At 71.6% G+C, this 18,986-nt stretch carries 16 protein-coding genes; 3 read left to right on the top strand and 13 right to left on the bottom strand.

The window, feature by feature from the left end; genetic code table 11:
- Positions 1–18: 18 nt before the first annotated feature.
- Positions 19–1,593 carry a peptide ABC transporter substrate-binding protein gene (locus ACN28F_RS26130; protein ID WP_289210492.1) on the bottom strand — a complete coding sequence of 525 codons (1,575 nt, stop codon included), beginning with the start codon at positions 1,591–1,593 and terminating at the stop codon, positions 19–21.
- A gap of 263 nt (positions 1,594–1,856) precedes the next feature.
- On the opposite strand from ACN28F_RS26130, the gene ACN28F_RS26135 reads away from it, so the two are divergent.
- On the top strand, positions 1,857–3,281 hold the full coding sequence (locus ACN28F_RS26135; RefSeq protein WP_289210493.1) for an NB-ARC domain-containing protein: 1,425 nt from the start codon (positions 1,857–1,859) through the stop codon (positions 3,279–3,281).
- A 124-nt stretch (positions 3,282–3,405) separates the two neighbouring features.
- Here the strand turns inward: ACN28F_RS26135 and ACN28F_RS26140 are convergent, their stop codons facing one another.
- The 11 genes from ACN28F_RS26140 to ACN28F_RS26190 all read right to left on the bottom strand — a co-directional run bounded on the left by ACN28F_RS26140 (position 3,406) and on the right by ACN28F_RS26190 (position 14,948).
- Positions 3,406–4,599 carry a GNAT family N-acetyltransferase gene (locus ACN28F_RS26140; RefSeq protein WP_421360139.1) on the bottom strand — a complete coding sequence of 398 codons (1,194 nt, stop codon included), beginning with the start codon at positions 4,597–4,599 and terminating at the stop codon, positions 3,406–3,408.
- Positions 4,600–4,640: 41 nt separating this feature from the next.
- On the bottom strand, positions 4,641–5,138 hold the full coding sequence (locus tag ACN28F_RS26145; protein WP_421360141.1) for a flavin reductase family protein: 498 nt from the start codon (positions 5,136–5,138) through the stop codon (positions 4,641–4,643).
- 5 nt (positions 5,139–5,143) lie between these two features.
- On the bottom strand, positions 5,144–6,499 hold the full coding sequence (locus ACN28F_RS26150) for an FAD-binding oxidoreductase (protein WP_421360143.1): 1,356 nt from the start codon (positions 6,497–6,499) through the stop codon (positions 5,144–5,146).
- Positions 6,492–6,842 carry a hypothetical protein gene (locus ACN28F_RS26155; protein ID WP_289210497.1) on the bottom strand — a complete coding sequence of 117 codons (351 nt, stop codon included), beginning with the start codon at positions 6,840–6,842 and terminating at the stop codon, positions 6,492–6,494. The genes ACN28F_RS26150 and ACN28F_RS26155 overlap by 8 nt, the downstream gene beginning before the upstream one ends.
- Positions 6,839–8,137, bottom strand: a complete 1,299-nt coding sequence (locus ACN28F_RS26160) for an ATP-grasp domain-containing protein (protein WP_421360145.1) — start codon at positions 8,135–8,137, stop codon at positions 6,839–6,841. Before ACN28F_RS26160 ends, ACN28F_RS26155 begins: the two co-directional genes overlap by 4 nt.
- A gap of 31 nt (positions 8,138–8,168) precedes the next feature.
- Complete coding sequence (locus ACN28F_RS26165) at positions 8,169–9,275, bottom strand: FAD-dependent oxidoreductase (RefSeq protein ID WP_421360146.1); 1,107 nt, start codon at positions 9,273–9,275, stop codon at positions 8,169–8,171.
- A gap of 1 nt (position 9,276) precedes the next feature.
- Positions 9,277–10,818: a class I tRNA ligase family protein gene (locus tag ACN28F_RS26170; protein ID WP_421360148.1), complete on the bottom strand. Its 1,542-nt coding sequence runs from the start codon at positions 10,816–10,818 to the stop codon at positions 9,277–9,279.
- Positions 10,815–11,186, bottom strand: coding sequence for a cupin domain-containing protein (locus ACN28F_RS26175; RefSeq protein ID WP_421360150.1), 372 nt, complete (start codon positions 11,184–11,186; stop codon positions 10,815–10,817). The genes ACN28F_RS26170 and ACN28F_RS26175 overlap by 4 nt, the downstream gene beginning before the upstream one ends.
- A gap of 5 nt (positions 11,187–11,191) precedes the next feature.
- Positions 11,192–12,478, bottom strand: coding sequence for a lysine N(6)-hydroxylase/L-ornithine N(5)-oxygenase family protein (locus ACN28F_RS26180; protein ID WP_421360152.1), 1,287 nt, complete (start codon positions 12,476–12,478; stop codon positions 11,192–11,194).
- A 218-nt stretch (positions 12,479–12,696) separates the two neighbouring features.
- Positions 12,697–13,953, bottom strand: coding sequence for an acyl-CoA dehydrogenase family protein (locus ACN28F_RS26185; RefSeq protein ID WP_289210502.1), 1,257 nt, complete (start codon positions 13,951–13,953; stop codon positions 12,697–12,699).
- A gap of 161 nt (positions 13,954–14,114) precedes the next feature.
- On the bottom strand, positions 14,115–14,948 hold the full coding sequence (locus ACN28F_RS26190) for an isocitrate lyase/PEP mutase family protein (RefSeq protein ID WP_289210503.1): 834 nt from the start codon (positions 14,946–14,948) through the stop codon (positions 14,115–14,117).
- 543 nt (positions 14,949–15,491) lie between these two features.
- Between ACN28F_RS26190 and ACN28F_RS26195 the strand changes: the two genes are divergently transcribed.
- Together ACN28F_RS26195 and ACN28F_RS26200 are read left to right on the top strand one after the other, a co-directional pair.
- A complete protein-coding gene (locus ACN28F_RS26195) occupies positions 15,492–16,862 on the top strand; it encodes a hypothetical protein (RefSeq protein ID WP_421360154.1) in 1,371 nt (456 codons plus the stop codon).
- A 115-nt stretch (positions 16,863–16,977) separates the two neighbouring features.
- Positions 16,978–17,583: a TetR/AcrR family transcriptional regulator gene (locus ACN28F_RS26200; protein ID WP_289210505.1), complete on the top strand. Its 606-nt coding sequence runs from the start codon at positions 16,978–16,980 to the stop codon at positions 17,581–17,583.
- On the opposite strand, the gene ACN28F_RS26205 is transcribed toward ACN28F_RS26200, so the two are convergent.
- The gene (locus ACN28F_RS26205) at positions 17,559–18,950 is read right to left on the bottom strand and encodes a GH1 family beta-glucosidase (protein WP_289210506.1); all 1,392 of its coding nucleotides are present in this window, start codon (positions 18,948–18,950) and stop codon (positions 17,559–17,561) included. The two genes, ACN28F_RS26200 and ACN28F_RS26205, sit on opposite strands and share 25 nt — an antisense overlap.
- Positions 18,951–18,986: the final 36 nt, after the last annotated feature.

Here is an 18,986-nt window from a genome sequence, read left to right on the forward strand (position 1 = left end):
GGCGTCCCGTCCGCAGTCTCAGTCCGTTGTGGTCTCTGGTGGTGCCACGCTGACGCTGAACAGGTCGAGCTCGCGGAACGGGTTCGGTTGGACGTTGCGCATCCTGGTGGACCACGCCGACAGGGTGCTCTGGTACCAGATCGGAATCGTCGGCATGTCCTGCAGGATCAGCCGTTCCGCCTGCTGATAGAGATCCCACGCCTGCGCACTGGTCGGCGCACGGTCCGCTGCGGACAGCAGGGCGTCCACCGCAGGGTTGCTGTACTTGCCGACGTTGTCCGACGCACCGGTGCGGAACATCGGGCTGAGGAAGTTCTCGATCGACGGGTAGTCGGCGATCCAGCCGGATCGGAACAGCGCGGTGATTTCCTGGGCGTTGAGTCGCCGGCGGAACTCTCCGAGGGTGGGGATCGGCACGAATCGGCACGGTACGCCGAGCGTCGCGGTGACCGAGGCGCAGACCTCCTCCATCCACGGCTGGTTGGGGGAGTCGACGTTGGAGGTCAGCTCGATCTCGCCGGTGAAGTCACAGGCGTCGAAGAGTTCCTTGGCCCGGACGGGGGAGTAGCTGCACAGTTCGCCGCCCTGGTTCTCGGCCCGCCCGGAGACGGCCGGTGGCACCAGGCCGTCGGCCGGGACCTGATGGCCCTGGAAGATCCGGTCGATCAGCGTTGCCCGGTCGATCGCCATGGAGATCGCCTGACGCAATCGGGGATCGGCGTAGCGGGAATCGTACAGCGGGAAGGATATCGTCTGGATCCCGAGATATGTCCGGTCGTGGGTGCGGTTCGGCAGGTCCCGCAGGTACCGGTTGTCGGTCAAGGCCCAGAACGGGGTGACGTCGAGGTAGTCGAGCTTGTCCGCCATCACGTCGTGGTAGGCGTCCTCCAGGCTGGCGTAGATCCGGAACTCGACGCCGCCGATGTGTGGCTTCTCGGCTCCGGCGTACCCCTCGTAGCGGCGCAGGAGAATGTATTTCTCCGGTTCCCGGGAAACAAACTGGAAGGCACCGTTCCCGATGGGGTGGGCCTCGTATTTCTCGCGGTTGGCGAAGAATGCTGCGGGCAATGGGAAGAATGCGCTGCACCCCAGGGTGACCGGGAATTCGGAGAATGGTGCGGACAAGGTTACCACGAACGTGTGTTCGTCGATCACCTTCAGTCCGGACAATTCCCTGACGGTCGCGTCGGCAGCGTTCACCTCGTCGAATCCCTCGATGTGGGAGAGGAAGCTCGCCGCCTGCATCCCGTGGGGGCCGTACGCGGTGTAGTTCCAGGCGTCGACGAAACTACGTGCCGTCACCGGCGAGCCGTCGTGGAACGTCCAGCCGGGGCGAAGCGTGACGACGAACCGGGTGGAGTCCGTGGTCTCGATCGATTCGGCGACCTCGTTGCGGGGGCTTGCGTCGATCGGATCGTACGAGACCAGGCCGCGGAACAGGGCGGCGATCACCTTGACCCCGCCGGACTCGGTCGTGTGGCCGGGGATCAGGGCGTTCTCCGGCTCGGTGCCGTGGTAGCTGATGATCACGCCGTCGCCAGCGTCCGCGACGGTGTCGTCGGTGGCGGTGGGCCGGCCCGTTGTGCCGGTCATTGCCGTTGTTTGGGCGGTATGGGATGATCGCACACTTCCTCCGTTGAACCCGTCTGGCCGATGACACTGGATTTGGGCACAGTCGCCAGGGCGTTTGTGCTGATCGAAGTCCAACAGACGCTAGGATTGGCTGCCATCGTCAGATAACAAAACAATCAACCAAATCAATTTCTACTTACCGCACGGGGGTCCTGAGGACTGCCCAGATGATCAGTTCGCAGGTAGCATTCGGCTGGACGGCAAGACCCATCGGGGAGGAACAAATGGGACGACCCGAACGTCCGCTGGATGCCTCCGGCGGACCGATCCCGGCATTCGCGCACGATCTCCGACTGCTGCGCCGCCGGGCGGGCAATCCAAGTTACCGCGAGCTCGCCCGCAGGGCGCTGTTCTCGCCGTCGGTGCTGTCCAGCGCGGCGGACGGGCGACGGCTGCCGACGCTGGCGGTGACCCTGGCGTTCGTCTCTGCCTGCGGTGGCGACCTCGGGGCGTGGGAGCGGCGGTGGCGTGACATCGCCGAGCAGTCCGGCGTACCGGCGGCGGCGTGGACCGACCGCCCGTACGGCGGCGACGCCCCCGGCCCCCCGGTTCCCACCCGCCCGGCGCAGCTGCCGATGGCCCCCGGTGCCTTCGTCGGCCGGGCCGACGTCATCGCCGACCTCAGCCGACTGATCGCCCCGCCCACCGACGCGCGCGCCCCCATCCTGATCACCGGCCTGGCCGGGGTGGGGAAGTCCGCCGTGGTGCTGCGCCTGGCGGAGCAGGCCGGGCGGCACTTCCCCGACGGACAGTTGTACGTCGACCTCGCCACCCACGGCCCGGACGGCGACGCGGTCCCGACGATCGTGCGGGACTTCCTGTTGGCCCTCGGGGTGCCCGTCGACCAGATCCTGGACAGCCCGGTGCAGCGGATCGGCCTCTACCGGTCCCTGCTGGCGCAGCGCAGGCTGCTCGTCGTGCTGGACAACGTCCAGCACGAGGCCCAGGTCCGTCCGCTGCTGGCGCAGAGCGCGTTCAGCCAGGTCGTCCTGACCAGCCGGCCCCGGCTGCTGGGCCTGTGCGGTACCCATCGGATTCGGCTGGACGTCTTCACCCGCGCGGAGTCGCTGGACCTGCTCGGTCGGCTCGTCGGCGAGGCGCGGGTGCGGGCCGAGTACGCCGCCGCCGACGCGATCGCCGAGTCCTGTGGGGACCTGCCGCTCGCAGTCGACGTCGTCGGGCGCCGCATCGCCGCGCGCCCGGGCCGGACCCTCGGCTACACGGCGGGGCAGCTCACCGACCGGCGGCGGCTGCTCGACGTCCTCGCGGTCGGCGACGTCACCGTACGGGACCGCATCGGGTCGGCGTACCAGGGACTGGCCCGCACGGCCCGTGACCTGCTCTGCCGGCTGGCCGGCGACGGCGTCCGGTCGATGACCGTGACCGGAGTGGCCCGGGCGATGAACGTCTCGACCGACAGCGCCGACGAGTTGCTCGAGTCACTGGTCGACGCCGGGCTGGTCCGGCACTGCGCCGTGCCGGGAAGCTACGACGTGCCGGTGCCGGTCGGCGCGTTCGCCGAGGAGGTGCGGCGCGACATCGCCGCTGCCCCGGTCGACCTGGCCAGCCGTCGGGCCCGCCGGGCCGCCGCCGGCCTGCACCGGGTCAACCCCTGGGCGGCCCCGGTCCCCACCTCGGACATCATCTGACTGCGACCGCCGCGTCCCGTCACCCCGGGGACGGTGTCGGGCCCGCCTGACGGCAAGCGGCCGGGTCCGACCGGTGTCGCACCGGTCGGACCCGGCCCGGCCTGCCCAGGTGCGGCCGAGCCGGTCAGCCCTTGCCGAAGGCGTGCGGCGTGCAGCGCGGCAGCAGGGTGCGCAACTGCACCGCCGCCTCGGCGTCGACCTCGCCGAGCCCGCGCGCGACGAGGTCGAGCGGGTCGAGGACGCCGTACGCCAGGCCGGAGAGCCCGGCGGCGGTCAGCGTCGCCCGTGGCGTCGGGCCGGTGTCGTCGGTCGCGGTCACGGTGATCGTGCCGTCGGTGCCGTCGAGCAGGTACCGGCCGGCGAGCAGGTCGTCGTCGACGACGTCGACCTCCACCCGGGCGGCGGCGCAGCGCAGGCCGCGCAGCGCGTCCATCGACAGCAGTCGCCCCATCATCGGTGGCGACGCGGGGAACGTCGCCTCGGCCGAGGTCAGCACCTCGAGACCGGTCACCCAGGTCTCGGGGAACTCGTCCGGCGCGACGGTGATCACGATCCGGCTGACCTGGTACGCGTGCTGGGCGAGGAACTGCAGCAGCAACGCCCGGCCGATCGGACTGGTGTAGAGCAGCTCGTCGGCGTGCAGCGTGCCGCCGTAGCCGTCGACGCGGTAGGTGACCAGGCCGACCACCTCCCCGTCGACGGTGGCGCAGGCCAGCCAGCGATCGTCGGCGTTCGACGCCCGCGCGGCCCGGAAGTCAGGCGTGAACATGTAGCCGTGCCGGTGCTCCAACAGTTGCCGCTGGAAGGCCCGCCAGGTGTCGAAGCCCTCGCGGATGCTCTGCCAGGAGACCTCGCCGGGCAGGGTGACGTCGAGCAGCGGGGCCAGTCCCTGCGGAGTGAACGAGGCGGTCCGGTTCAGTGGCAGTCCGATGTAGCCGAACCTGCTGTAGTAGGCGGGGTGGAACGGGTAGAGCACCGCCAGCAGGTTTCCCTTGTCGAGCATGTCGCGGTGCATCTGCTGCATCAGCTGGCGACCGTGGCCCTGCCGACGGGCACCGGGACGGGTGGCCAACCAGGCGAGCGCCGCCATCCCCATCGCCCTACCCCGAAGGTTCTGCCGCATCGGGATCGCCCCCACGGTGGCCAGGGTCCGACCGTCCTCCTCGACGATCAGCGTGTGGTTGTCCTCGTGGTAGGGCAGCACCCCGCGAAGCTCGTCGGCGGCGGTCGCCGACGGGGTCGCGTCGAAGGCGTACGGGTAGAGGGTGAACGCGGTGTGCAACCGCTCGTCGCCGGAGACCTGGCGGATCTTGCTCATGTCGCTGACCTTTCGTGTGTCACGGGACGGACGGACATTGGTCACTGCGCCGGATCGTCGAGGGTGTGGTAGCGGCCGTGCAGGAACACCAGCGCCGGGCCGTGCGCCCGGTCGTCCACCGCGACCACCTCGCCGACGACGAGGGTGTGGTCGCCGAGGTCGAAGCTGTCCCACAGCACACACTCGATCCAACTGGCCGAGTCGAGCACCAGCGCGCCGGTGCGTGCCCCGGCGGTCGCCGGCAGCGTGCCGACGGTGCCGGCCCGGCGCGCCCGGTCCACCGCCAGTCGCCGGGCGAGGTCGCGGGCCGCGTCGGGCAGGATCGACACCGCCCACTTCTTGGTGGCCAGCAGATCGGCCAGGAACGCCGAATCCAGTCGCAGGCACAGCGACACCAGCGGCGGATCGAGCGAGACCGAGGTCAGCGAGTTGACCGTGACCGCGTCGTGGTGCCTGCCGTCCGCCCGGTCGCTGTACGTCGTCGCCACGGCGACGCCGGTGGCGAAGTGGCGCATCACCGCTCGCAGGTCCGCTTCCATGCCGATCAGAGCGCCTGCGGGAAGGAGAAGACGCGGTCCGGGTCGTAGCGGCGTTTGACCTGCGCCAACCGCTGCGCGTTGACCCCGTGGTACGCGGTGCGCCACTGCTCCAGGTCCGGGTCGGTGAAGTTGACGTAGGCGGCGTCGGAGGCGTACCCGCCCATCTCCTGATGCAGCGCGGCGAGCCAGTCGAGGTTGTCCCGGACCACCGTCGCCGGCTCGTCGGGCTGCCACGAGGTGTCCATCGACACCAGGAACAGGGTGTCCCGGTGCGCGAAGGCGGTCGCGTCGGCGGGGACGTCGGCGATCGCCCCGCCCCAGGTGAACAGGGCGACGCCGGCGCCGTCGGGGTTGGCGCTGCCCGGCCACTTGTCGACCGCCGCGACGATGGCCCGCAGCCCCGCCTCGGCCAACGGTTCGCCGACGCAGCGGGTCCGTACGGCGAAGGCCCCGCCGGCGGTGGTGTGGTGCAGGTACTCCGCCGCGTCCCAGTAGCTGCGGTCGGCGATGTCGATCCGGGTCGCCGGCGCGGCGGCCAGCGCGGGGGCGAGCAGCTCCCGTAGTTCGTCGGCGGAGCCCAGGTGCTGCCCGATCACCGACACCACGGCGTCGCCGCCCACCGCGCGGCTCACCCCGATCCGGGCGGCGAACTCGCGCGGCGCGCGGCGCATCACCTCCTGCATGGTGGCGAGCACGTCGACGGCGTGCGGCCAGTCCCACAGCACCAGGCAGGTGGCGGTGGCCGGCACCGGCCGGGCCTGGAACGTGAACGACACGTTGACCCCGAAGTTGCCGCCACCGCCGCCACGGCACGCCCAGAACAGGTCCGGATGTTGGTCGGCGTCGCAGGTCACGACGCTGCCGTCGGCGAGGACGACGTCGGTACGGACCAGCGAGTCACAGGTCAGCCCCATCGCCCGGGACACCACCGAGACGCCGCCGCCGAGGACCAGGCCGCCGATGCCGACGTCGTCGGAGTTGCCCAGCGGGAGGATCAGGTCGTGTTTCCGCAGCGCCGCGTAGAGCGTGCGCATCTGGGTGCCGCCGCCGACGGTGACCAGCCCGGTCGACGCGTCGACGTGCACGCTGTCGAGCTCCCGCAGGTCGAGGATCAGCCCTCGGCTGGCCGAGTAGCCGGCGTAGCTGTGGCCACCGCCCCGGGCGACGACCGGGATCCCGGCGTCGCGGGACCAGCCGATCGCCCGGCTGACGTCGGCGCCGGTGGTGGCCGACAGCACCGCCGCCGGCACCACGTCGCGGAACCGTTCGTTGAACGGCATGGTGCGCTGGTCGAATCCGTCGTCGCCGGGCAGCCGCAGCCGCCCGCCGACGACCGTCCGCAGTCCGTCCCAGTCAGTCATCGGACCCCTCCCGTCCACCCGGCGCGACCTCTTCCAGGTAGGACACTCCACTGGTGGCGTGCTCGCCGTAGCGCTGCCACTGCTCGCGCAGCACCAGCCGACCGTCCGGTTGCAACTGTGGCACGTTTACGGTGTGCCCGGCGATGACCTCTCCGGTGGCCAGCACCATGGTGTACGCCAACCGCAGGGTGCCGTCGGGCGCGCACGTGCCGGTGACGGTGCCCCGGCGGACCGCGCCGCCACCGAAGTCGGCCCAGACCAGGTCGCCGTCCTGGCGGTAGCGGGCGACGGTGCCGTCGCCGCCGCCCGCCTTGCGGAACAGCCGCCCCTCGTAGCTGATCATTCGTCCACGTCCAGCAGCCCGGCGGGCATCTCCAGCACCGCGCCCGGTGGTTTCGCGGCGACCTGCTCGGCGGTCACCACGACCAGCGCGGCGGCGGCGTCGAGCCGCTGCTCACAGGTCACCGGGTCGTCGGCCTGGCACACCACGAACGAGTGGCGGGCGATGTAGCCGCCCGGCGGCAGCCGCAGCGTGGTGCCGGGCTCGACCATCGGCGACGCCGTCACCAGGCCAGGTGCCTCCTGCGGTACCTCGACCGAGTGGACCAGGCAGTCGGTCGCCGGGTAGCCGAACCGGATGCCGACCGCGCCCCGCTGCGACCGGGTGATCTCCGGGCGTTGGCCGAGTGCGACGTCCACCATCACCTCGCCGGGGTCGATCCCGGTGGCGATCTTGCCGAGGTACGGGATCAGGTCGCCACCGACCCTGCCGTTGATCTCGATGATCAGCGGCCCCTGGTCGGTCAACCGCACCTCGGAATGGGTGATGCCGTCCTCGATACCGAGCACCCGGTGCGCCCGGGCCAGGGTCTCCATCAGCACCGGGTCGTGCAGCAGCGGATCAGCCGCGTCCACCACGTGCCCGATCTCCTCGAAGTACGGGTGCGGGCCGGTGCGTTTACGGGCGAGGAACATCGGCAGGTACTCGCCCTTGTGGACCGCGCCGTCGATGCTGATCTCCGGGCCGACGGCGTACTGCTCGACGATGGCGCCGCCGCGGAACGGCTCGTCACCGACGAGGCTGGCCCCCGAGGCGACCTCGAACGCCTCGGTCAGTCGCGCCTCGTCCTCGGCGAGCACGACACCCATGCTGGCGCCGAGGGCCCGGGGCTTGACCACGACGGGATAGCCGATCCGTTCGGCGGCGGCCCGCGCCTGCGCCAGGTCGGCCGTCATCGCGAAACCGGGCTGCAGCAGGCCGGCCTCGGTCAGCCGGGTCCGGGCGCTGTACTTGTCCCGGCAGCCCTGCACGCCGGGGACGCTCAGCCCCGGAACGCCGAACTCGGCGGCCAGTTCCGCCGCCGGCATCACCAGCGGCTCGTCCCAGCACAGCACGCCGGCGACGGTGTAGCGGGTCGCCATCTCCCGGGCGGTGCGGGCCAGCAGTGCGTGGTCGAAGACGTTGACCACCTCGATGTCGGCGAAGTACTCGTGCTGCCAGGTCGGCTGCAGGTTGTTGATCAGCACCAGCTGGTGACCCGCCGCCCGGGCGCGGGCCGCCGCCGAGCGGACCAGGTACTCCCGGTAGAGCTTGAGCCCGCTACCGATCACCAGCAGCACGTTCGGGGAGCTGCTCATCGTGTGTTCCTTCCGATCAGGGGGGTGCGGTTCAGAAAATGTCAGGTGAGGGGTGCCGGTCCGTGGGCCGCAGCGCGGCCACGATCCGGTCGGCGACCAACGGCGCCGTACGGAATCCGTCGCCGCCGCTGGCCGCCCGGGCGTACACCGCCGGGCCGAGCCGGACCAGGTGGGCGCCGCCGGTGGTGGCGTCCACCGCGTAGTGGCACCGCTTGACCGCGGCGACCGTGTACCGGTCCGTGCCGGTCAGGATTCCCGCCGCCAGGATCCGGTCGACCCAGTGCCGCTCGTCGGCCGGCTCGTCGTCGTCCGGGTCGGCCACGACCCGGCACGCCGCGTCGGTGCTGACCTTCAGCAGTGTGCCGGCACCGGAGGGCAGCAGCCAGGCCCGACCGTCCGCGCCGACCCGACCGGCGCTGGGCGCGGTGTCCCACCAGCGGACCAGGTCGGCGGGCGGACGCAGGTAGACCATCGTCTGCCGGTGCAGCACGGTCGGTACGTCCACCAGCGACCCCGTCCACGGCCCGCCCGCGACCAGGACCAGGTCGCCCTGCTCGCAGCCGCCGTCGGCCAGCACCACCCGCGCGCGGTCGGTGTCCACCGAGGCCACCGGGGACCAGGCGCGCAGCCGGGCGGCCGGGTGCCGGGCCAGCCAGCGCGCCGCCGCCCACAGCACCCGGTCGGCCAGCAGGACACCGGCGTCGAGTTCGAGCACCGCCCGCGCCCCGGCCGGGAACCGGATCTGCCCGACCTCGTCGGGTTCGACCAGCTTGACCGACAGGCCGGCGTCGGCGGCGACCTGCGCGACCCGCTCGACCTGCCCACCGGGCCAGCCGGTCAGCACCCCGACCCGCCGGTAGAAGCCGACGCCGGGGTGGGAACCGCAGAGCAGGGTCTCCAGCTCCAGCCACCGCTGGTGGGCCAGCGCCGCCCGTCGGGTGCCCGGCAGGTCGTCGGGGTCGAGCGCCCGGATCGCCCGGTGCTGGTCGAACGAGCTCGACCCGGGATGCGGGATCGCCCCCCGGTCCAGCACCGTCACCTGGTGTCCGGCGAGCACACAGGCGACCGCGGTGACCAGGCCGGTCACCCCGGCCCCGACGACGACCACCCGCCGGGCCGACCGGGTGCCGGTGCCCATCTCAGCCCACCGGTCCGGTCAACCGGGGCAACGCCCTCGGCAGCACGCTCGTCGGGCCGGTGCCCGCCGCCGGGATGCCCGGCTCAGGCAGGGCCGCCGCCAGGTCGATCAGGATCGGCGCGGCGCAGCGCAGCACCACGTCCACCTCGTGGCAGAAGTCGCCCTCCTCGCCCGGCCGTACGTCCCGCCCGGCCAGCCGCTGCAGCTGCTCGGTGAGGGTCTCCGCCGCCCGGGTGAGACTGAAGTACTCCAACTCGTAGCAGGCCGCGAAGCGCTCGACGATGCGGTCCGCCACGGACCGGGAGAACGCCGACACCGGCAGCGGCGCACCCTGGGGCACCCGCTGCGCCCGGTCGACCACCTGGTTCCACGGGTCGACCAGCCGGGTGGTCGTCACCCGGGTCAACGCGGCCCGGCTGAAGTCGGTGCGCTGCGTCTCCGGGCTGGTCGCGGCCAGGTGGTAGCGGACCAGGTCGCGGGGTACCTCGGTGACCAGGTCCCGGCCCCACACCAGGTGGCCCCGGCTGGTGGAGAACTTCGCGTTGTCGAGTTCGTAGAACTCGTTGGTCACGAACTCCTCGGGCAGCAGGTAGCGGCCGTCGGCGGCGAGCAGCATCGCCACCGCCGCCACGGCGAACGGGTAGGTGTTGTCGAAGCCGAGGAAGTAGACCACTTTGGTGTCGGCCCCGGCCCGCCAGAGTTCGTCGTCACCGGCCAGGGGGATGCCCCGGCCACGGGCCGCCAGCGTGCCGCAGTAGATGCTCCACGCCGCCGGCTCGGCGTTCGGGTTGATCACCTGACCGGCGACCTCCGGGAACGGGGCCGGGATGCCCCACGAGATCGGATAGGTGACCGGGTAGTCCGGCAGCGGCCGCGACAGCAACTCGTCGATCGTCTGCGCCATGTGCGGACGCATCGCGGCGCCGTACCGGTCGAAGTGCTCGCGGATCCGCTCCCGGTAGCGCTCCAGCGGCAGCACCAGCACGCGGGCGTCGCGCAGCTCGACCGGGTCGTTCGGGTCGGCGGTCGAGCGGGGATCGATGAGGTCGCCGGCGGCGAGCAGGTGACCGCAACTTTCGCACAGCCCGGCGCACCCGTCGGCCAGGCACCGGGGGCAGCCGCCCCGGACGAACCCGTCGACCAGGTACTGCCCGGTCGCCGGTGAGTAGGGCAGCCGTACCGTACGCAGTTCGAACCGCCCGGCGGCGTGCAGCTGCTCCATGAAGCGCAGCACCTGCTTGACGAACTGGTCCTCGTCGCCGGTGAACCCGTCGACGTCGATCCCGGCCGCCGCCAGCGTGGTCTCGATCTGTGCCGCCGACCGCGCGACGAGGGCCTTCGGCGTCACGCCCAGCCGCCTGGCCGTGGTCACCACGTACGTGGAGGTGTCCTGGAACCCGGTGGCCAGCAGCGCCTCGCGGCCGGTGGCCCGCAGGTACCGGGCGTGGACGTCGGCGGCGAGGAACGGCCCCGCGAGGTGGCCCAGGTGCAGGTCACCGTTGGCCGTCGGCGCCGGCGAGATGATCAACGTACGGCGGCTCACCGCAGCTGCTCCCAGTGCCGGGCGAGGAACGTCGCAGACATCGCGGCGTCCCACCAGATGCCGTAGTACTCGAAGTCGTCCGGGCTGTCGTTGACGACCTTGTGGGTGCAGCCCGGCGGCAGGTGCACGATGTCGCCGGCGACAAACGGGTGGCGTACCCCGTCGACGTCCAACTCGGCGCGCCCGGCCATCGCGATGAAGATCTCGTACTCGTGGTGGGAGTGCGGGGTGGACTCGTCGCCGGAGCGCAGGATGCACCACGCGCCCTCGAACGGGGCGTTGAGCGCCGGCCAGGGCAGCAGCCGTTGGGAGTCCAGGCCGTACGCCTTGGTCAGGTTGTCGCGGTGCAGCGGACGGACCTCGACCATGGCACTCACCCCTGCGCCGCGGCCGGCGCCACGGCCCGTCGGTCCAGCATGTCCTCGGTGATCTCCTGCGAGCGGTGCGCCAGCACGCTGATCAGCGAGTCGGCGATGCCGTGGGTACGTTCGTTGACGCCCTGCAGGTAGATCGCGCCCCACGCGGTCTCCGCCAGGTCCACCCGGTAGCGGCGGCTCACCGTGATGTCGCTCAACCCGATCCGGTCGGCCATCGCCCGCACCATGGCCGGCATCCGGGGGTCGTAGCCGGTGCCGAGGAAGACCATGTCGCAGCGCAACGGCTCGATCTTGCCGTTCTTGCGGTTGCGCAGGTCCAGCAGGACCTCGCCGTTGTCCATCCGGGCGCCGACGACCTCGGTCAGGTGCCGTACGGCCGACCGCTGCTGGCCCAGCATCTTCTGCTGGTACAGCATCGAGTAGATCTCGTCGAGGAACGGCGGGGCCAGGCCGGCGTAGTTGGTCACGTGCATCTCGGTGAGCACCTGGGTCCGCGCCTCCGGCGGCATGTCGTAGAACTCGTCGACGAACGACGGATAGAACAGCTCGTTGACGAACTTGCTCGTCTGATAGTTCTGCAGACCGATCGACCGCATGATCATCGTCGGGGTGCAGTCGGGGATGTCCTGGTGCAGCGCCATGAACATCTCGGCGGCGCTCTGCGCGGCCCCGATGACGACCGGACGCAGCGGCCGCCCGGTGGCGGGCAGCTGGGCGATCCGGGAGCTGTACTGCGTACTGTGCACCACCCGGTCGGCCGGCAGGTCCCGGAAGACGTCCGGCACGTGCGCGTCCCGGCCGACCCCGACGACCAGGTCCCGGCAGGTGATCGTGTCGCCGCCGGCCAGGGTGACCGTCCAGCCGACGATCGCGCCGGCGGCGTCGGTGCGCGGATCGATCCGCTCGGTCCGGGCGTTGAACCGGATCCGCACCTGCTCCAGGTTGTCAGCCACCCACTGCTGGTACGCCGACAACTGCCAGCGGTACGGGTTGAACGTCGACAGGTTCACGAAGTCGTCGAGCTCACCCTGCTCGTGCAGGTAGTTCAGGAACGAGAACCGGCTCTTCGGGTTGCGTAGCGTCACCAGGTCCTTGAGGAACGACACCTGGCTGCGCGCCCACGGCAGCAGCAGGTTGCGCTGCCACTTGACGTCGGGATACTGCTCCAGGATCAGCGCGTTGCTCGCCAGGTGCGGCGCACCTGACTCCTCGATCGCGACCGCGAGCGCCAGGTTCGCCGGGCCTGCTCCGATCATCAGGACGTCGACATCTTGTCCAGACACGTGTTCCACCTCGCTGTTTGGGGGTCGGGTCGCCCTCCGGGCGGGCGTACGGGGGTATACGGGTCGCCCTCCGGGCGGGCGTACGGGGGTATACGGGTCGCCCTCCGGGCGGGCGTACGGGGGTATACGGGTCGCCCTCCGGGCGGGCGTACGGGGGTATACGGGTCGCCCTCCGGGCGGGCGTACGGGTCGCCCGCAGGGATCTGCTCCGGGGCAGGTCAGGCGCGTCGGCCGGCACCGCCGGGCCGGATGACGCCGAGGGAGAGCGCGAACGACGGGGTGCCGCCGAGCAGGTACGCGCCGGCCGACTGCAGAATCCGTTCCTGGGCCACGACGTGCTGACACATCGTGGTGGTGTCCCGCAGCCACCGGTCCATCGGGGAGCGTCGGTAGATCGACGCGGTCTGCAGCAGGTCGTACAGGCGGGTCACGATCGACCGGGCGGTCCGGAACGCGTGCCAGCGCGACAGCGGCAGCGCGGCCCGCTCCCGCGGGCTCAGGTCGTCCAGGGCGCCACCGGCGGCGAGCACCTCGTGCTGGCGGCGCAGCGCCGCGTACACGGCGTGCCGGGTCGCGGCGTAGTCGGCCTCGCATTCGGCCAGCACGACCTGCGTACGGTAGTCGTCGGCGATCGACCGCGACGTCGGGCCGACCCGGCCGGCGACGGTGTCGCCGACGTGGTCCAGCGCGGCCCGCGCCACACCGAGCGGGACACCCGGCATGTTGCGCATGTGGACCTCCGGCTGGGCGAGCGGCCCCGCGCCGTTGCGGACGGTGTCGAAGGTGACGGTCCGCCCGTCCGGGACGTACACGTCGTCGATCGTGTAGTCGCAGCTGCCGCTGCCGGCCAGGCCGGTGCTGTGCCAGGTGTCGACGACCTCGACGTCGGCGCGGGGCACGAAGAACAGCTTCGAGTCGTGCGGGTCGCCGTCCGGGCCCGGCTCCGGCTGCCCGTCGCGGTAGATGAACGCCCCGGAGATGACCCAGTCGGCGTGGGTGATGCCGCTGCCGAACGGCCAGCGGCCACTGAGTCGGTATCCGCCGGGAACCCGTTCGGCCCGCCCGGTCGGAAAGAGAAGTCCGGCGGTCACCATGTCGAGACTGGTGAACATTTCCTTGGCGACCGACTCGTCCAGGAACTGGGCGTACAGTCCGGAGTCCGAGCCGATCATCGCGCACCAGCCGGCACCGGTGTCGCCGTACGACAACGCCTCGATGACCTCGGTCTGTTCCATCGAGTTCAACTCCGGGCCGCCCCAGTTGCGCCCGAAGGTCATCCGGAAAACTCCGGTGCCGCGCAGCATTTCGACCACGTCGGCGGGTAGTCGCCGGTCCCGTTCGATCTCGCCGGCGCGTTCCCGTAGCAGTGGTGCTACGGCTCTGGCCCGGGCCAGGATCTCGGCCGCCGACGACGCCGAACCGTTGCCGTCGACATCGTTCCCGACCGGGTCACGTGGCACATGCTCTGCTGTCATTCGATCGCATCCCCTCGGCAGTGCTGATGCCACCGATTGAAGTCAGCGGATCAGTTGGCCGAAAGGTTTGACCGGCACGGACAATCAACGTCGGTGATGACGCACCCCGGTGGTCGGGTCGTTGGTGACCCGCGCCGACCACCGGGGTGGTGGGTGAGGCGTCAGCGGGTGAAGTAGCCGTTCAGCGTGCCGTAGTCGAGGCCGCCGTCGAGCTCGTCGTAGGTGCCCTTGGTCAGGGCCTCGATGGCGGCGCGCTGTGCGACGGCGTACGCGGCCTGACTGACGGCGGTGCCGAGGCTGACCCGGCGCACGCCGGCCGCCTCGAACTCGGCCACCGTCGGGGCTCCCGGCCCGGCCATCACGTTCACCGGCAGCGGGACCGACGCCGTCAGCGTGGCGAGGGTGGCCAGGTCGGTCAGCCCGGGGACGAACAGGCAGTCCGCGCCGGCCTGGGCGTACGCCTCGGCCCGCTCGATCACGTCGGCGAGCCGACCGTCCGGCTCGCCGATGCCGAACAGGAACACGTCGGTACGGATGTTGATCACCAGTCCTGGCAGGCCGGCACGGGTCGCGCCGTCGCGCGCCGCGCGCACCCGGTCGGCCTGTTCCGCCAGGTCGAACAGGGGGCCGCCCGGGGCCCGCGAGTCCTCGATGTTGACCCCGACGGCCCCGGCGGCGACGGCCGCCTCGACGGTGTCGGCGACGTCGCCCGGCGTCGGCCCGTAGCCGCCCTCGATGTCGGCGGTGACCGGGACGTCGACCGCGTCGGCGATCCACCGGATCTGGTCGACCATCTCCTGCCGGCTCATCCCGTGCCCGTCGGTGCGCCCGACCGACCAGGCGACGCCGCCGCTGGTCGTGGCGATCGCCCTGGCTCCGGCGGCCGCGATCGCGGCCGCGCTCCCGGCGTCCCACGCGTTGGGCAGCACGAGGATTCCGCCGCTGTGCATCGACCGCAACGACTCGGCCCGGCCCTGCTGCGTGCTGTCTACCACGGTGTCGCTCCTCGGTGTTCGGGCACGGGGCGGTTCGCCCCGTGCGTCAATAACTGTGCTGATTACGGTGCTTCCGGCCGGTACGCAGCGGCGATTCGGGCGAGATGTCAGGTGCCGGACCGGCGTGGCTGGCCTGCGTGGTTGATCGCGCCCTCCCCATTGATCGCGCCTCGGTCGGCCCGGTCGGCGATTCCCGGCCCGGCCGTGCCGACGGGAATTTCAGTCCACGTACGATAGAACACTCGTGGCGGTACGGCACACCGGCACGCCCATCAGCCAACCGCTGCGATCGTCTCCAGATGCAAGCGATCGGACTGTCCGTCCAACTGGGACGACAGGGATGCCGGATCGATGTCCGACTTCCGCCAGCTTTGATTGTTCGGGCAGATCAACCCTGCCGTTCAACGCCCTCATCGGCTGAAATGGCTAACCGGTGACGGTGTCCTGACGGCGTCCCGCTGTACCGGGCGGATGCCCGATTCCCGAAGGCACTCGAATGTTCTACAAAGATTCAATCGGGTCGACGTGGGAGGGGATTCCCTCATGGCGAGACCGGAGAAGCCCGTGGACGTCGCAGGAGGAGAGGTAGCTGCCTTTGCCAGTGAACTGCGCAAACTCCGCGCCCAGGCTGGAAAGCCGACATACCGCGACATGGCGCGCTCGGCGCTGTACTCACCGTCGGTGCTGTCCAGCGCGGCCAGCGGCACCCGATTACCGACGTTGCAGGTCACCCTGGGATTCGTCGCGGCCTGCGGCGGCGACCGCGAACAGTGGCGGCGACGGTGGATGCAGGTCGCCCGGACGGCCACCGCCGACCCGCCGACCCGTACCCGTGCCTGCGGCCGGCCGACCGGGGCGGACCTGCCGCGACCGGCCCACCTGCCGTGGCGGTGCGGTGAGTTCGTCGGCCGGGCAGCCGAACTGGCCCGTGTCCGGACACCGTCCTCGACCCCGGTGCTGGTCACCGGCCCGGTCGGGATCGGCAAGACCCGGTTCGCCCTGGAGTACGCCCACCAGGTCGCCGACGACCTGGTCGACGGACAGTTGTACGCCGACCTTGGCGCGCTGCGCGGCACCCCGTCGGAGATCGGGCAGTTGCTCGAGGACTTCCTGCACGCCCTGGGCCTACCAGCCGACCAGGTGCCGCACACCGTCGACCAGCGCGCCGGGCTCTACCGGTCGCTGCTGGCCGAGCGCCGACTACTGGTCCTGCTCGACAACGTGCGCGACGAGCGACAGGTCCGTCCACTGTTGACCGCGTCGCGGCGCAGCCGCACGATCCTGGTCAGCCGCAGCCGACTGCTGGGACTCGACGGTGTCGCCCGGATCCGGCTCGACGTGCTGCCCCGGGCCGATGCGCTGGCGATGATCGCCGCCTCCGTACCGGACCGTGTCGCCACCGCGCCGAGAGAGTGCGAACGGCTCGCCGCGCTCTGCGGCGACCTGCCGCTGGCGTTGGACATCACGCTGCGCAAACTGACCGCCCGACCGGACCTGTCGCTGTGCGAGGTGACGGCCCGACTGGCCCGCCCCGCGACGGCGCTGGACTGGTTGCGCGTCGGCGACCTGTCGCTGCGTGCCGCGCTGCGCTCGGCGTACCAGGGACTCAGCGCCGACGCGCGGACGCTGCTCGGCCGGATCGCCCGGTTGTCCTTCCGATGTGACCCGGAAGCGGTCATGCGCGACGGGCAGGACCTCGCCGAGGAGCTGATCGACGCCGGTCTGCTGCGCGACGGCGACCGGCCCGGCAGCTACCGGGTGGGGCGGCTGGTGCGTACCTTCGTGCTCGACGCCGAGACCCCGGGCGACGAGCCGGCGCCGGTGCCGGCGTACACCGATCTGCCCGGCGGCTGGCCCGCCCGGGACGTCACGGCGGCCGGACTGTCGGCGGCCCCCGCCGGGCTGCGGTACTGAGCCGACAGGCCCGGAGGTCGCCCAGGTCCGCTGGCCGCCCAGGTCCGCTGGCCGCCCAGGTCCGGTGGTCGCCCAGGTCCGGCGCCGGTGACCGGTGGTCACCTAAGCTGGCCTGGTGCCCAGACTCGTCGACCACGGGCAGCGGCGGGCCGAGCTGCTCGCCGCGACCTGGCAGGTCGTGCGGCAGCGGGGCGTGGAGGGCGCCACCACCCGGGCGATCGCCCAGGAAGCGGGCTGTTCGCTCAGCGTACTGGCGCATTTTCTCGGCGGTAAGGACGACATCCTGGTCGCGGCGCAGCAGGCGATCTACGACCGGATCGTCGCCCGCGCGTTCCGCATCGGCGGCCGACTGTACGGGTTGGCCGCGCTGCGGGCCGCGCTCGACGCCGTCCTGCCGCTCGACGCCGAGCGGGCCGCCGACGCCCACGTGAACGTGGCGTTCGCCGGGGCCGCGCTGTCGCACCCCCGGCTGGCCGCCGCCCGCCGCGAGTCGCACCAGCGGATCCGCCCACTGCTTCAGGTCTGCCTGCGGGAGGCCCGCGACCGGGGTGAGTTGCGGGCCGGCGTCGCCGACGACGAGGTGCTCGACGACTTCATCATCCTGGTCGAGGGCAGCACCCTGCTGAGTCTCGTCGACGGCCTCCCCGAGGAGGGCCGCGCCGACCGGCTCGACCGGCTCGCCACCGCCTTCGTCGATCAGCTGCGGGCACCCGCCGGCTGAGCCGCGATCACGTCCCGCAGCCAGTACCACGAGTCCTTCCGGGTCCGTTCCAGGGTGGCGCGGTCGACGTGGACCAGGCCGAAGCGTTCGTCGTAGCCGGCGGCCCACTCGAAGTTGTCCATCGCCGACCAGACGTAGTAGCCGCGCACGTCCACGCCGGCGGCGACCGCCTCGCCCACGGCACGCAGGTGCGCGTCGAGGAAGGCGATCCGGCGGCTGTCGGCGATCCGCCCGGTCGCGTCCGGCCCGGGGTCGTGGAACGACGCGCCGTTCTCGGTGACCACCACCGGCGGCATACCCGGGTAGCGCTCGTGCAGCGTCCGCAGGATGTCGGTCAGCCCGCTCGGCGCGATCGCCCAGCCGAAGTCGGTCCGCGCCACGTCCGGCACCGGCACCGGCGAGAAGGGCAGCCCGTCAGGGATGTCGACCTCCAGCACCCCCCGGTAGTCCTTGCCGGCCCTGGGGGACTCGATCATCGTCGGCTCGTAGTAGTTGACCCCGTAGAAGTCCAGGGGGGTGCCGATGACCGCCAGATCGCGGTCCAGGACGGCGTCCGGCGTACCGATGCCGTCGCGGATCAGCGGGTTGGGGTACTCGCCGCGCAGGATCGGGTCCGAGTAGCACCAGTTGGTCAGGTCGGCGAAGAGCGCGGCGGCGGTCCGGTCGGCGACGTCGTCGCTGGCCGGCAGCACCGGGAAGTGCTGGTTGGCGACCCCGACGGCCGCCGCGCCGTGCTCGCGCAGCACCTGTACGGCGAGTCCGTGCGCCAACAGCTGATGGTGCGCCGCCGGCAACGCGGCCAACCCGAGCCCACGCCCCGGGGCGTGCTCGGTGAGCGCGTAGCCGTAGAGGGCGTGCACGCTCATCTCGTTCATGGTGATCCAGTCGCGGACCCGGTCGCCGAGCCGTTCCACCAGTACGGTGGCGTAGTCGGCCAGGGCGTACGCGGTGTCGCGCGAGAGCCAGCCGCCGGCGTCCTCCAGCACCTGCGGCAGGTCCCAGTGGTACAGCGTTGGCACCGGCCGCACCCCGGCGGCGAGCAGCCGGTCGACCAGCCGGTCGTAGAAGTCCAGCCCGGCCGGGTTGACGGTGGTGGCGTCAGGCAGCACCCGGGGCCAGGCGAACGAGAACCGGTAGTCGTGCACCCCGCAGTCGGCGACGTGCGTGACGTCCTCGGCGTACCGGTGATAGTGGTCGACGGCGACGGTCGCGTTCTCGCCGTGGCGGACCGTGCCGGGCCGGGCGGTGAAGGTGTCCCAGATGCTCGGCCCCCGACCGTCGACATCGGTGGCGCCTTCGATCTGGAACGCCGAGGTGGACATGCCGAAGCGGAAGCCGGCGGGCAGCAGCGGGACGGTGGCGGACACGGGTGCTCCTTCCAGAGGGCGGTACGCCGGGTGCGG

The organism is Solwaraspora sp. WMMA2101, assembly GCF_049179175.1.
Classification (GTDB): domain Bacteria; phylum Actinomycetota; class Actinomycetes; order Mycobacteriales; family Micromonosporaceae; genus Micromonospora_E.

Excerpts from the sequence above, each read along its gene's own strand:
- ACN28F_RS26150 (WP_421360143.1), bottom strand. The coding sequence starts at position 6,499 with ATGACTGACTGGGACGGACTGCGGACGGTCGTCGGCGGGCGGCTGCGG.
- ACN28F_RS26165 (WP_421360146.1), bottom strand. The coding sequence starts at position 9,275 with ATGGGCACCGGCACCCGGTCGGCCCGGCGGGTGGTCGTCGTCGGGGCC.
- ACN28F_RS26185 (WP_289210502.1), bottom strand. The coding sequence starts at position 13,953 with ATGACAGCAGAGCATGTGCCACGTGACCCGGTCGGGAACGATGTCGAC.
- ACN28F_RS26140 (WP_421360139.1), bottom strand. The coding sequence starts at position 4,599 with ATGAGCAAGATCCGCCAGGTCTCCGGCGACGAGCGGTTGCACACCGCG.
- ACN28F_RS26145 (WP_421360141.1), bottom strand. The coding sequence starts at position 5,138 with ATGGAAGCGGACCTGCGAGCGGTGATGCGCCACTTCGCCACCGGCGTC.
- ACN28F_RS26135 (WP_289210493.1), top strand. The coding sequence starts at position 1,857 with ATGGGACGACCCGAACGTCCGCTGGATGCCTCCGGCGGACCGATCCCG.
- ACN28F_RS26160 (WP_421360145.1), bottom strand. The coding sequence starts at position 8,137 with ATGAGCAGCTCCCCGAACGTGCTGCTGGTGATCGGTAGCGGGCTCAAG.
- ACN28F_RS26130 (WP_289210492.1), bottom strand. The coding sequence starts at position 1,593 with ATGACCGGCACAACGGGCCGGCCCACCGCCACCGACGACACCGTCGCG.
- ACN28F_RS26155 (WP_289210497.1), bottom strand. The coding sequence starts at position 6,842 with ATGATCAGCTACGAGGGGCGGCTGTTCCGCAAGGCGGGCGGCGGCGAC.
- ACN28F_RS26175 (WP_421360150.1), bottom strand. The coding sequence starts at position 11,186 with ATGGTCGAGGTCCGTCCGCTGCACCGCGACAACCTGACCAAGGCGTAC.
- ACN28F_RS26195 (WP_421360154.1), top strand. The coding sequence starts at position 15,492 with ATGGCGAGACCGGAGAAGCCCGTGGACGTCGCAGGAGGAGAGGTAGCT.